Source organism: Streptomyces sp. NPDC031365 (assembly GCF_055569765.1).
Genome location: NZ_JBVIIM010000045.1, coordinates 1 through 12,595, shown reverse-complemented (window position 1 = coordinate 12,595; position 12,595 = coordinate 1). Strand labels below are relative to the sequence as shown.

The 12,595-nt window shown below is 70.7% G+C and carries 9 protein-coding genes; 1 reads left to right on the top strand and 8 read right to left on the bottom strand.

Annotation, left to right across the window (positions count from 1 at the left end; genetic code table 11):
- Positions 1 to 39: 39 nt before the first annotated feature.
- On the top strand, positions 40 to 486 hold the full coding sequence (locus ACZ5C2_RS36515) for a PPOX class F420-dependent oxidoreductase (RefSeq protein WP_468800979.1): 447 nt from the start codon (positions 40 to 42) through the stop codon (positions 484 to 486).
- A gap of 26 nt (positions 487 to 512) precedes the next feature.
- On the opposite strand, the gene ACZ5C2_RS36510 is transcribed toward ACZ5C2_RS36515, so the two are convergent.
- The 8 genes from ACZ5C2_RS36510 to ACZ5C2_RS36475 all read right to left on the bottom strand — a co-directional run bounded on the left by ACZ5C2_RS36510 (position 513) and on the right by ACZ5C2_RS36475 (position 12,303).
- Positions 513 to 2,906: an ATP-binding cassette domain-containing protein gene (locus tag ACZ5C2_RS36510; RefSeq protein ID WP_468800977.1), complete on the bottom strand. Its 2,394-nt coding sequence runs from the start codon at positions 2,904 to 2,906 to the stop codon at positions 513 to 515.
- Between the two features lie 406 nt (positions 2,907 to 3,312).
- On the bottom strand, positions 3,313 to 3,897 hold the full coding sequence (locus ACZ5C2_RS36505) for a histidine phosphatase family protein (protein WP_468800975.1): 585 nt from the start codon (positions 3,895 to 3,897) through the stop codon (positions 3,313 to 3,315).
- Positions 3,898 to 3,901: 4 nt separating this feature from the next.
- Positions 3,902 to 4,786, bottom strand: a complete 885-nt coding sequence (gnd, locus tag ACZ5C2_RS36500; protein WP_468800974.1) for a phosphogluconate dehydrogenase (NAD(+)-dependent, decarboxylating) — start codon at positions 4,784 to 4,786, stop codon at positions 3,902 to 3,904.
- A 6-nt stretch (positions 4,787 to 4,792) separates the two neighbouring features.
- A complete protein-coding gene (pgi, locus tag ACZ5C2_RS36495) occupies positions 4,793 to 6,436 on the bottom strand; it encodes a glucose-6-phosphate isomerase (RefSeq protein WP_468800973.1) in 1,644 nt (547 codons plus the stop codon).
- Positions 6,429 to 7,364 carry a glucose-6-phosphate dehydrogenase assembly protein OpcA gene (opcA, locus tag ACZ5C2_RS36490; RefSeq protein WP_468800971.1) on the bottom strand — a complete coding sequence of 312 codons (936 nt, stop codon included), beginning with the start codon at positions 7,362 to 7,364 and terminating at the stop codon, positions 6,429 to 6,431. The genes pgi and opcA overlap by 8 nt, the downstream gene beginning before the upstream one ends.
- A complete protein-coding gene (gene zwf, locus ACZ5C2_RS36485) occupies positions 7,361 to 9,274 on the bottom strand; it encodes a glucose-6-phosphate dehydrogenase (RefSeq protein WP_468800969.1) in 1,914 nt (637 codons plus the stop codon). Before zwf ends, opcA begins: the two co-directional genes overlap by 4 nt.
- Positions 9,271 to 10,419, bottom strand: coding sequence for a transaldolase (gene tal / locus ACZ5C2_RS36480; RefSeq protein ID WP_468800967.1), 1,149 nt, complete (start codon positions 10,417 to 10,419; stop codon positions 9,271 to 9,273). Before tal ends, zwf begins: the two co-directional genes overlap by 4 nt.
- 453 nt (positions 10,420 to 10,872) lie before the next feature.
- On the bottom strand, positions 10,873 to 12,303 hold the full coding sequence (locus tag ACZ5C2_RS36475) for a glycoside hydrolase family 16 protein (RefSeq protein WP_468800965.1): 1,431 nt from the start codon (positions 12,301 to 12,303) through the stop codon (positions 10,873 to 10,875).
- Positions 12,304 to 12,595: the final 292 nt, after the last annotated feature.

Here is a 12,595-nt window from a genome sequence, read left to right as displayed (position 1 = left end):
CTTGGGAACGCCGGCCCGGTGCGGACCGTTGATCGAGTCATGACTCAGGACGCCGAACAGAACGCACTGCTCGCCCTGCTCTCCGAGGAGCACGGCGGAGTGCTCGTCACACTGAAACGCGATGGACGGCCCCAGCTGTCGAACGTCATGCACGCCTACTACCCAGGTGAGCGCGTCATCCGCGTCTCGCTCACGGACGACCGGGCCAAGACCCGCAACCTGCGGCGCGACCCCCGGGCGTCCTACCACGTCACCACTCCCGACCGGTGGGCCTACACGGTGGCGGAAGGCACGGCAGGACTGTCACCCGTCGCCGGGGATCCCTACGACGAGACGGTGGAGGAGCTCATCCGGCTCTACCGCGACCTCAACGGCGAGCACTCCGACTGGGACGACTACCGCGCGGCGATGGTCCGCGACCGGCGGCTGGTGCTGCGGCTGCGGGTGGACCGGGCGTACGGCATCCCGCGCGGCGCCGGAGCATAGCGCCCCGGGGCCGCGCGGGACCCGCCTCAGGCGCCGACGTACTCCGCGAGGTGCTCACCCGTGAGGGTGGAGCGGGCGGCGACCAGGTCGGCGGGGGTGCCCTCGAAGACGACCCGGCCGCCGTCGTGGCCGGCGCCGGGACCGAGGTCGATGATCCAGTCGGCGTGCGCCATGACCGCCTGGTGGTGCTCGATCACGATGACCGACTTGCCGGAGTCGACCAGTCGGTCCAGCAGGCCGAGCAGCTGCTCGACGTCGGCGAGGTGGAGCCCGGTGGTCGGCTCGTCGAGGACGTAGACACCGCCCTTGTCGCCCATGTGCGTGGCCAGCTTGAGCCGCTGCCGCTCACCGCCGGACAGGGTGGTGAGCGGCTGGCCCAGGGTCAGGTATCCGAGCCCGACGTCGGCGAGCCGCTCGAGGATCCTGTGCGCGGCGGGCGTACGGGCGTCGCCGGTGCGGAAGAACTCCTCGGCCTCCGCCACCGGCATCGCGAGCACCTCGCTGATGTCACGCCCGCCGAAGCGGTACTCCAGCACGGATGCCTGGAACCGCTTGCCCCCGCAGTCCTCGCAGGTGGTGGAGACTCCCGCCATCATCCCGAGGTCGGTGTAGATCACGCCGGCGCCGTTGCAGGTGGGGCAAGCGCCCTCGGAGTTGGCGCTGAACAGCGCCGGCTTCACCCCGTTGGCCTTGGCGAACGCCTTGCGGATCGGGTCGAGCAGCCCGGTGTAGGTGGCCGGGTTGCTGCGCCGGGAGCCGCGGATCGGGGTCTGGTCGACCGCGATCACGCCCTCGTCGGCGGGGATCGACCCGTGCACCAGCGAGCTCTTGCCGGAGCCCGCCACGCCGGTGACGACGGTGAGCACGCCGAGCGGGAGGTCGACGTCGACCTCCCGCAGGTTGTTCGCCTTCGCGCCGCGGATCGAGAGTGTGCCGGTGGCCTTGCGGACCGTCTCCTTCACCGAGGCCCGGTCGTCGAGATGACGGCCGGTGACCGTGTCGCTGGCCCGCAGTCCCTCGACGGTGCCCTCGAAGCAGACCGTGCCGCCCGCCGTACCGGCGCCGGGGCCGAGGTCGACGACGTGGTCGGCGATGGCGATCGCCTCCGGCTTGTGCTCGACCACCAGCACCGTGTTGCCCTTGTCCCGCAGCCGCAGCAGCAGGTTGTTCATCCGCTGGATGTCGTGCGGGTGCAGGCCGATGGTGGGCTCGTCGAAGACGTAGGTGACATCGGTGAGCGAGGAGCCGAGATGGCGGATCATCTTCACGCGCTGCGCCTCACCGCCCGACAGGGTGCCGGACGCACGGTCGAGCGACAGATAGCCGAGTCCGATCTCGACGAACGAGTCGAGGGTGTGCTGGAGCGCGGTGAGCAGCGGCTTCACCGACGGCTCGTCGAGGCCGCGGACCCACTCGGCCAGGTCCCTGATCTCCATCGAGCAGGCGTCGGCGATGCTGATCTTCTTGATCTTCGACGACCGTGCCCCCTCGGTGAGACGGGTGCCGTCGCACTCGGGGCAGGTGGCGAAGGTGACCGCCCGGTCGACGAACGCCCGGATGTGCGGCTGCATCGCCTCCCGGTCCTTGTTGAGCATCGACTTCTGGAGCTTGGGGATCAGCCCCTCGTAGGTGAGGTTGATGCCGTTGATCTTCACCTTGGTCGGCTCGCGGTACAGGAAGTCGTGCCGCTCCTTCTTGGTGTACTCGCGGATGGGCTTGTCCGGGTCGAAGAAGCCCGACTCGGCGATGACCCGCACCACCCAGCCGCCGCCGGTGTAGGTGGGGATGGTGAAGGGGTCCTCCGAGAGCGACTTGGAGTCGTCGTAGAGCTGGGCGAGGTCGATGTCGGAGACCGTGCCCCTTCCCTCGCAGTGCGTGCACATGCCGCCGGTGCGGTTGAAGGAGACCTTCTCGGTCTTGGTCTTGTCGGCACCGCGGTCGACCGTGAATCCTCCGCTCGCCTGGACCGAGGCGACGTTGAAGGAGAACGCGCCGGGCGGGCCGAAGTACGGTTTGCCGAGCCGGCTGAAGAGGATGCGCAGCATCGCGTTGGCGTCGGTGGCGGTGCCGACCGTGGAGCGCGGGTCGGACCCCATCCGCTGCTGGTCGACGGTGATCGCCGTGGTCAGCCCGTCGAGCACGTCGACCTCGGGCCGTGCCAGCGTCGGCATGAAGCCCTGCAGGAAGGCGCTGTACGTCTCGTTGATCATCCGCTGCGACTCGGCGGCGATCGTGTCGAACACCAGTGAGCTCTTGCCCGAGCCGGACACGCCGGTGAACACGGTCAGACGGCGCTTGGGGAGTTCGACGCTGACGTCCTTGAGGTTGTTCTCGCGCGCGCCGTGCACACGGATCAGATCGTGGCTGTCGGCGGCGTGCGGCGCGGCCGGCTGCTGGTCTGTCCTCGTGGCCATGCTCATGCTTCTCCATCCGTCGGGCGGGGCCGCACTCGCGGTCTCCGCCGGCGTTCCTGGCCCGGCCCGGTCCGCCGGCTTCGGCAGACGCACCCGGTCGTCCTTCGGCGGCTGCGGTCCGCCCCCTTGCTCGAACGGGTGTTCCCGTTCGGTTGCCGTGCCAAGGCTAGGCTAGGCGGGAGCCGGCCACCGGCGCTTCTCGATTCCTGACCGGTCGCGGATGCGCCGCTCGACCGGAGGGGTCCGCTCCACTCGCGCTCGGACGGACCACGCCGGTCGGTGGGCGGGGTTTCCTCGCCCCTGCCGCCCCGCCCTGTCCGTCCCGTCCCGTCCTCGGGGGCTTTGGCCCCGGACCCCCTCGCGCGGTTCCCCGAGCCCCTTCGGGTGGGGCTTGCCCGGGCTCGTGGTCACGTCACGGCCGGGTGTTCCACTCCGCGACGACCGGGCTGCCGTGTTCCAGGGAGAGCCGGTTCAGGGTGCCCGTCTCCAGACGGAACAGACGGCCGTCGGCCGGGGGAAGGCCCAGACGGCGGGCCGTCAGGACGCGCAGCAGATGGCCGTGGGCCACCAGCATCACGTCCCCCTCGTCCAGCACGCCGGCCACCTGGGACAGCACCCGGTCCGCGCGTTCGCCGACCTGCTCCGTCGACTCCCCGGGGAACTCCCGGCCGGGCGGCACCCCGTCGGTCCACAGGTCCCAGCCGGGCCGGGCGCGGCGGATGTCCGCCGTGGTGATCCCCTCGTAGCCGCCGTAGTCCCACTCCCGCAGGTCGGGTTCCGGCTCGGCGTCCGCAAGGCCCGCCAGCCCGGCGGTGTGCCGGGCGCGGACCAGCGGGCTGGTGAGGACCAGTACGAAGGTCCGGCCCGCCAGCAGCGGGGCGAGGGACCTGGCCTGGTCCTCACCGCGCGGAGTCAGCGGCAGATCGGTGCGGCCGGTGTGCCGGCCGTCTCTGCTCCACTCCGTCTCACCGTGCCGCGCCAGCAGCAGATCACCCACGCCCTCAGGCCTTCTTCGCCGACTCGACGGCGTGGCCACCGAACTGGTTCCGCAGTGCCGCGACCATCTTCATCTGCGGGGAGTCCTCCTGGCGGGAGGCGAACCGGGAGAACAGGGAGGCGGTGATCGCGGGCAGTGGCACGGCGTTGTCGATGGCCGCCTCCACGGTCCAGCGGCCCTCGCCGGAGTCGTCGGCGTAGCCCCGCACCCCCTCCAGGTGCTCGTCCTCGTCGAGGGCGTCGACCGCCAGGTCCAGCAGCCAGGAGCGGATGACGGTGCCCTGTTGCCAGGAGCGGAACACCTCCCGGACGTTGTCCACCGAGTCGGCCTTCTCGAGCAGCTCCCAGCCCTCGGCGTAGGCCTGCATCATGGCGTACTCGATGCCGTTGTGGACCATTTTCGCGAAGTGCCCCGCCCCGACCTTGCCCGCGTGGACATAGCCGTACGGACCGTCCGGCTTGAGCGCGTGGAAGATCGGCTCCAGCCGCTCCACATGCTCCTCGTCGCCGCCGACCATCAGCGCGTACCCGTGCTCCAGGCCCCACACGCCGCCCGAGACGCCCGCGTCCACGAAGCCGATGCCCCGGGCGCCCAGCTCCTTGGCGTGTTTCTCGTCGTCGGTCCAGCGGGAGTTGCCACCGTCGACGACGGTGTCACCGGGCTTGAGCAGGCTCCCCAGCTGATCGATGACGCGTTGGGTGACGGCCCCCGCCGGAACCATCACCCACACCACGCGCGGTCCGTCGAGCCGGTCGACGAGGTCGGACAGGTGGTCGACGTCGGAGCGTTCGGGATCCGTGTCGAACCCGATGACGGTGTGGCCGGCGTTGCGGATGCGCTCGCGCATGTTGCCGCCCATCTTGCCGAGACCAACAAGACCGATCTGCATGTCAGTTCACTTCCTGCGTTCGCGGTAGGCGGCCACCAGTGCGGCCGTGGACGGGTCGAGGCCGGGGACGTCGGTGCCTGCCGTGAGGGCGGGCTCGACCCGCCTGGCGAGGACCTTGCCGAGTTCGACGCCCCACTGGTCGAAGGAGTCGATGTTCCAGATCGCGCCCTGTACGAACACCTTGTGCTCGTACAGCGCGATCAGCTGGCCCAGCACCGAGGGGGTCAGCTCGGTGGCCAGGATCGTGGTGGTGGGATGGTTGCCCTGGAACGTGCGGTGCGGCACCTGCTCCTCGGGTACGCCCTCCGCCCGCACCTCCTCGGCGGTCTTGCCGAAGGCGAGCGCCTGCCCCTGTGCGAGCAGGTTGGCCATCAACAGGTCGTGCTGGGCTCGGAGTTCGCCGCTCAGGCCGGCGACCGGGCGGGCAAAGCCGATCAGGTCGGCCGGAATCAGCTTCGTACCCTGATGGAGCAACTGGTAGTAGGCGTGCTGCCCGTTGGTGCCGGGCGTGCCCCACACCACCGGTCCTGTCTGCCAGGCGACGGGTTGGCCCTGACGGTCCACCGACTTGCCGTTGGACTCCATGTCCAGCTGCTGGAGGTAGGCGGTGAACTTCGACAGGTAGTGCGAGTACGGCAGCACCGCGTGCGACTGCGCGTCGAAGAAGTTGTTGTACCAGATTCCCAACAAGCCCATGATCATCGGGGCGTTGGCCTCGACCGGCGCGTTGAGGAAGTGTTCGTCGACGATCCGGGACCCGTCGAGCATCTCCCGGAAGCGGTCCGGGCCGATGGCGATCATCAGCGACAGCCCGATCGCCGAGTCGTAGGAGTAGCGTCCGCCGACCCAGTCCCAGAACTCGAACATGTTCGCCGTGTCGATGCCGAACCCGGCGACCTTCTCGGCGTTCGTCGACAGGGCGACGAAGTGCCTGGCGACCGCCTCCTCGTCCTTGAGGGCGTCCAGCAGCCAGGTCCGCGCGGAGGTGGCGTTGGTGACCGTCTCGATGGTGGTGAAGGTCTTGGACGCGATGATGAACAGCGTCTCGGCCGGGTCCAGGTCCCGGGTCGCCTCGTGCAGGTCGGCGCCGTCCACGTTGGACACGAACCGGAAGGTCAGGTCCCGTACCGTGTAGGCGCGCAGCGCCTCGTACGCCATCGCCGGGCCGAGGTCGGAACCGCCGATGCCGATGTTGACGACATTGCGGATGCGCCTGCCGGTGTGCCCGGTCCACTCGCCGGAGCGCACCCGGCCGGCGAAGTCGGCCATGCGGTCGAGCACGTCGTGCACGGCCGGGACGACGTTCTCCCCGTCGGCCTCGATCACCGCGTCCCGCGGGGCGCGGAGCGCGGTGTGCAACACCGCCCGGTCCTCGGTGACGTTGATCCTCTCGCCGCGGAACATGGCGTCGCGCCGGCCGGACACGTCGGTGGCCTCGGCCAGTTCGCGCAGCAGGGCGAGCGTCTCGTCGTCGACCAGGTGCTTGGAGTAGTCGACGCGCAGATCCCCCACCCGCACGACATACCGTTCCGCGCGGGAGGGGTCGTCCGCGAACAGGGCGCGCAGATCCGGCTGGGGCAGCGCGTCCGCGCGGTGGTCCGCCAGGGCGGCCCACTCGGGTCGCCGGGTCGGCTCGGGGACGTCAGGCATCAACGGGCACCTCCACGGTGGCCTCGCCGCGCAGGGCGACGGCGTACATCTCGTCCGCGTCGAGGCGCCTGAGCTCCTCGGCGATGAGTTCGGAGGTGGGCCGCACCTTCAGCGCCAGCCGGCGGGCGGGCTGCCCGGGCAGGGTCAGCGTGGCCAGCGGGCCCTCGGGACGGTCGATGACGACCTCGCCGTCCGCGGTGCCCAGGCGGACCTTGGTGACGACCGGACCGGCGGTCACCACCCGCTCGACGGTGACCCGTAGCCGCGCCTCCAGCCAGCGCGCCAGCAGTTCGGCGGCCGGGTTGTCGGCCTCGGCCTCCACGGCCGCCGAGGTCACCGTCGCCTGCGCCTGGTCCAGCGCCGCCGCCAGCATGGAGCGCCACAGCGTGAGCCGGGTCCAGGCGAGATCGGTGTCTCCGGGAGCGTAGGTGCGCCGCCGGGCCCGGAGCACCGCCATGGGGTTCTCCACCGCGTACAGGTCGGTGATCCTGCGCTGGCCCAGGGCACCCAGCGGGTCCTGCGCCGGGTTCTCCGGAGCGTCCGCCGGCCACCACACCACCACCGGCGCGTCCGGCAGCAGCAGCGGCAGCACCACCGAGTCGGCGTGCTCGGAGACCTCGCCGTATGTCCGCAGCACCACCGTCTCCCCGGTGCCGGCCTCGGAGCCGACCCGGACCTCGGCGTCCAGCCGGGGGTGGGTGCGCTCGCGCGGGTTGCGGGCGTGCCGTTTGATGACGACCAGGGTGCGCGAGGGGTGCTCGTGCGAGGCCTCCTCGGCCGCCTTGATCGAGTCGTAGGCGTTCTCCTCGTCCGTGACGATCACCATCGTCAGGACCATGCCCACGGCCGGAGTGCCGATGGCGCGGCGGCCCTGCACCAGCGCCTTGTTGACCTTGCTTGCCGTGGTGTCGGTCAGGTCGATCTTCATGGCGTGCGCCAGCTCCGTCCGTCTCGTGCGAGCATCTCGTCGGCTTCCGCGGGCCCCCAGCTGCCCGACGTGTACTGAGCCGGCCTGCCGTGCGACGCCCAGTACTCCTCGATCGGGTCGAGGATCTTCCAGGACTCCTCCACTTCCTGGTGACGGGGGAACAGGTTGGCATCCCCCAGAAGGACATCCAGGATGAGCCGCTCGTACGCCTCCGGGCTGGACTCGGTGAACGACTCGCCGTAGGCGAAGTCCATGGTCACGTCCCGCAGCTCCATCGACGTCCCCGGCACCTTGGAGCCGAACCGGACCGTCATGCCCTCGTCCGGCTGGACCCGGATCACGATGGCGTTCTGGCCCAGTTCCTCGGTGGCGGTGGAGTCGAAGGGGGAGTGCGGGGCCCGCTGAAGTACCACCGCGATCTCGGTGACCCGGCGGCCGAGCCGCTTGCCGGTGCGCAGATAGAAGGGGACGCCCGCCCAGCGGCGGTTGTCCACACCCAGTTTGATCGCGGCGTAGGTGTCGGTGGCGGAGGCCCGGTCGATGCCCTCCTCCTCCAGATAGCCGCGCACCTTCGCCCCGCCCTGCCAGGCGCCCGCGTACTGTCCGCGCACGGTGTGCCGGCCGAGGTCGTCCGGGAGCCGAACGGCCCGGAACACCTTCAGCTTCTCGGTCAGCAGCGAGGCCGCGTCGAAGGAGGCGGGCTCCTCCATGGCGGTGAGCGCCATCAGCTGGAGGAGGTGGTTCTGTATCACGTCACGGGCCGCGCCGATGCCGTCGTAGTAGCCGGCCCGGCCGCCGATGCCGATGTCCTCGGCCATGGTGATCTGCACATGGTCCACGAAGGACCGGTTCCAGATCGGTTCGAACATCTGATTGGCGAAGCGCAGCGCCAGGATGTTCTGGACGGTCTCCTTGCCCAGGTAGTGGTCGATCCGGAAGACCTGCTCCGGCTCGAACACCTCGTGCACGATCGCGTTGAGCTCCTCGGCCGACCTCAGGTCGTGGCCGAACGGCTTCTCGATCACCGCCCGGCGCCAGGAACTCCCAGGGGCGTCGGCCAGACCGTGCTTCTTCAGCTGCTGCACCACCTTCGGGAAGAACCTCGGCGGCACGGAGAGATAGAAGGCGTGGTTGCCGCTGGTGCCCCGGGAGGTGTCCAGCTCGTCGACGGCCTTGCGCAGCTGTTCGAACGCGTGGTCGTCGTCGAAGTCACCCGGGACGAACCGCATGCCCTCGGAGAGCTGTTGCCAGACCTCCTCGCGGAACGGGGTCCGTGCGTGCTCCTTGACCGCGTCGTGCACCACCTCGGCGAAGTCCTGGTCCTCCCAGTCCCGGCGGGCGAAGCCGACCAGGGAGAAGCCCGGCGGCAGCAGACCCCGGCTGGCAAGGTCGTACACGGCCGGCATCAGCTTCCTGCGGGACAGGTCACCGGTCACCCCGAAGATGACGAGCCCGGAGGGGCCCGCGACCCGGGGCAGCCGGCGGTCGCGCGGGTCGCGCAGCGGGTTGGGCCGGCCGGCCGGGGGCGCGGGGAGTGCGGCGACGGTCCCTGCCGGGTCCTTCGACGCGGTCACATCGGTCACCGGGGCGTCTGCCGCCGTTTCGTTCGTGGTGCCGGGGGTGCGTCCGTTCGGGTTGTCGGGGGTGTGTCCCGCTGTTTCGTTCGTGGCGCCGGGGGTGTCTGCCGCAGGTCCGGTGGGGCGGTCGGGGGTTTCTGGCGCCGGTGCGGTGGGGTGGGCGGACGTGTCCGACGCCGGTGCGGTGGGGTGGTCGGGGGTGTCCGACGCCGGTGCGGTCGCGCGGTCGGGCGCGTCTTCCGCCGGTCCCGCCATGCCGTCCGGGGCGCCTGTCCCCCGATCGGCCGTCCCGTCGCGGGTGTCCGTCCCCGGTCCGGTCGTCTCCTCGGTCATTCCGCGTCAACTCCCTTGCTGTTGAGCGATTTCGTCACCGCGTCCAGCAGCTCCTGCCAGGCGTCCTCGAGCTTCGCGACACCCTCGTTCTCGAGCTGTCGCACCACCTCGTCGTACGAGATCCCGAGCCGCTCCACGGCGGCCAGATCGGCCCGTGCCTGGGCGTAACCGCCGGTGACGGTGTCGCCACGGACCACCCCGTGCTCGTCGGTGGCGCTCAGCGTGGCCTCGGACATCGTGGTGACGGTGCCGGGCGCGACCAGCTCCTCCACATACAGGGTGTCCCGGTACGCGGGGTCCTTCACCCCGGTGGACGCCCACAGGGGCCGCTGCTTGTTGGCCCGGGACCCACCGGCCAGCGCCAGCCAGCGCTCACCGCCGAACACCTCCTCGTACGCCGCGTAGGCGAGCCGCGCGTTGGCCAGGGCCGCCCGGCCCCTGAGCGCGAGGGCCTCGCGCGTGCCCAGCACCGTCAGTCGCTTGTCGACCTCGGTGTCGACGCGGGAGACGCAGAACGAGGCGACGGAGTGGATTGCCGCGAGCTCGAGCCCGGCGGTCCGTGCCCGCTCCAGACCGTCGAGGTAGGCGTCCATGACCTCGCGGTAGCGCTCCAGGGAGAAGACCAGCGTCGCGTCGACGCCGATGCCGGCGCCGATCACTTCGGTGATCGCGAGGAGGCCGGCCGCAGTCGCCGGGATTCTGATCATCAGGTTGGGCCGGTCCACCAGACGGGCGAGCTGCCGCGCCTCGGCGACGGTGGCCGCCGTGTCGTGCGCCAGACGAGGGTCGGCCTCGAGGGAGACCCGGCCGTCACGGCCGCCGGTCGCCTCGTACACGGGCCGCAGCACATCGGCGGCGGCCCGGACGTCGGCGGTGGTCATCATCCGTACGGCCTCGTCGACGGTGACGCCCTGTACGGCCAGATCGGTGAGCTGCTCCTCGTAGCCCGCCCCGGAGCGGATGGCGGTCCGGAGGACCGAGGGGTCGTTGATGACACCGGTCACGGCGCGGGCCTCGATGAGTCCGGTGAGACCGCCGGAGGTGAGACGCTCCCGGGACAGGCCGTCCAGCCAGACCGACACGCCCGCGTCGGACAGTCGCTTCAGTGCTCCCGCGCTCGCGGTCGCTTCGCTCACAGTGATCATCTTCTTTCTCGCGATGGCGTCAACCGCGTGCGTCGGCAGGTGATTCCCCGGTGGCGGCGTCGTCGGCAGGGGAAATCCGTACTCGCGTGAACCGGTACCACGTCAGCCTCCTCCGGACTCGAACGCAACGCGGGCCCGCACGGACGGCGGCAGCACGGCTCGCAGGTCGGTACGCCCCGACGGGTGAGCGTTGGTCTGTCCGGGCCGTCCGGGCCGTCCGGGTCGGTCCGTATCGCTGTCTGAACCGGCGTACACCCATTAAAAGTATGACTTTTACGTGGGTGGGTCCGCGCACGTCTGACGGCCCGCTCGTGCGGCGGCGGGTACCGCGGAACCGTGCCGGTCATGCGGCCCGCCCGCCGGGCGCGGGGCCGGACACGCGAAAAGGGGCCCCACACATGTGTGGAGCCCTCTTCGCCCGCCCGGCCGCGCGGGCCGGTGTGGGGGGTGGGATCAGTGGCCGAAGGTGAACCAGTTGACGTTCACGAAGTCCGCGGGCTGACCGCTGGTGAAGGTCAGATAGACGTCGTGCGTGCCCGTCACGTTGCTGATGTTCGCCGGGATCGTCCGCCAGGACTGCCAGCCACCCGTGTTGCCCACCGCGAAGCTGCCGATGGGTGCGTTGCTCCTGCTGTCCAGGCGTACTTCCACGAGCCCGCTCACGCCGGACCCCGCACCGCTGGCCACCCGCGCGGAGAACTGCCGGGCCGGATGGGAGCCGAACTCGACGCCCTTGAACTGCAGCCAGTCACCGCCCGCGAGCGCGCCCACGTTCTGGCCGCCACCCGAGTCCGAGGTCGACTCCTTCATCGTGCCGGACTGGCCGTCGTAGGACTCGGCCTGGATGGTGCCGTAGGCGTCGCGGCTGCCGGGCTCACCCGGGTCGCCGGGCTCACCCGGGTCGCCGGGGTCGCCGCCGCCACCGGAGGTCAGCACCTGCACGTAGTCGACGAGCATCGAGTGCCCGGGCTGGGTGCCCGCGTCCGGACCGCCGCCGAACGCGTCGGGGAAGCCGCCGCCCATCGCCACGTTGAGGATGACGAAGTAGCCGTGGTTCGTCGCGTTGGTCCAGGTCGTCGCGTCGACCTGGTTCTCCCGAACGGTGTGGAAGTTGTTGCCGTCGAGGTAGAAGCGGATCTCCTCCACGCTCGACGAGCGGTCCCACTCCGTCCGGTAGGTGTGGAAGCCGCCCTGGCAGGTCGTGCCCTGGCAGGTCGTCGAACTGCCGATGCCGCTGTGCTCGTTGCACGGACCGCCCGGCGCGGTGCCGCAGTGCATCGTGGCGAACACCGTGTTGTTGCCCTGGGTGTTCTCCATGATGTCCAGCTCGCCGACGGCGGGCCAGTTCCAGTAGTTGCCCCGGTAGGGGGCGCCCAGCATCCAGAAGGCCGGCCAGTAGCCCTTGGCGGCGGCACCGGTGACGTCCGGCGTCCGGATACGGCCCTCGACGCGCAGTATGCCCCCGGCCGGGGGCTGGAAGTCGGCGCGGTTGGTCTCGATGCGGCCCGAGGTCCAGTTGCCGGAGGCATCGCGCCGCGGGGTGATGCGCAGATTGCCGTTGCCGTCGAGAGAGACGTTGTCCGCGCTGGACGTCATCGTCTCGATCTCGCCGGTGCCCCAGTTGGCCGGGCCGCCCGGGTAGCCCGTGCCGGTGGAGTAGCGCCAGTTGGCGGTGTTGACACCGCTGCCCGCGGGGCCGTCGAAGTCGTCGGCGAAGACCTGGGTCCAGCCCGACGGCGGAGGCGGCACGGAGGCGCTCGCGGACGTGCTCGAGACGGTCGCCGCGCCCGCCGCGAGAGCGAGCGTACTGACGACGGCGAGCAGTGCCCGCCGCATCGGACGGGGTCTGCGGAGGGTGCGGTACATGCCGGAGGTGACACTCATGTGGGGATGCCCTCTCGGTACGGATCGTTGGTGCGGGGGAGTGCGTTCGAGAGCCCGGAACAGCGTGTGAGAGCGCTCTCAGAGTGACGCCAATGTGCTCTGCGGCCCTTCGGCCGTCAAGAGGTGTAACCGATAAAGTCCTTACGGGCGTACAGAGTTCACATCCCGAATGACGCGAATCGGTGCAAGCGAGCCAGCCCGGGGGGGGGGGGGGGGGGGGGGGGGGGGGGGGGGGGGGGGGGGGGGGGGGGGGGGGGGGGGGGGGGGGGGGGGGGGGGGGGGGGGGGGGGGG

Coding starts and splice junctions, on each gene's coding strand:
- pgi (WP_468800973.1), bottom strand. CDS start 6,436: ATGCCTGACGTCCCCGAGCCGACCCGGCGACCCGAGTGGGCCGCCCTG.
- ACZ5C2_RS36510 (WP_468800977.1), bottom strand. CDS start 2,906: ATGAGCATGGCCACGAGGACAGACCAGCAGCCGGCCGCGCCGCACGCC.
- opcA (WP_468800971.1), bottom strand. CDS start 7,364: ATGAAGATCGACCTGACCGACACCACGGCAAGCAAGGTCAACAAGGCG.
- zwf (WP_468800969.1), bottom strand. CDS start 9,274: ATGACCGAGGAGACGACCGGACCGGGGACGGACACCCGCGACGGGACG.
- gnd (WP_468800974.1), bottom strand. CDS start 4,786: ATGCAGATCGGTCTTGTTGGTCTCGGCAAGATGGGCGGCAACATGCGC.
- ACZ5C2_RS36475 (WP_468800965.1), bottom strand. CDS start 12,303: ATGAGTGTCACCTCCGGCATGTACCGCACCCTCCGCAGACCCCGTCCG.
- ACZ5C2_RS36515 (WP_468800979.1), top strand. CDS start 40: ATGACTCAGGACGCCGAACAGAACGCACTGCTCGCCCTGCTCTCCGAG.
- tal (WP_468800967.1), bottom strand. CDS start 10,419: ATGATCACTGTGAGCGAAGCGACCGCGAGCGCGGGAGCACTGAAGCGA.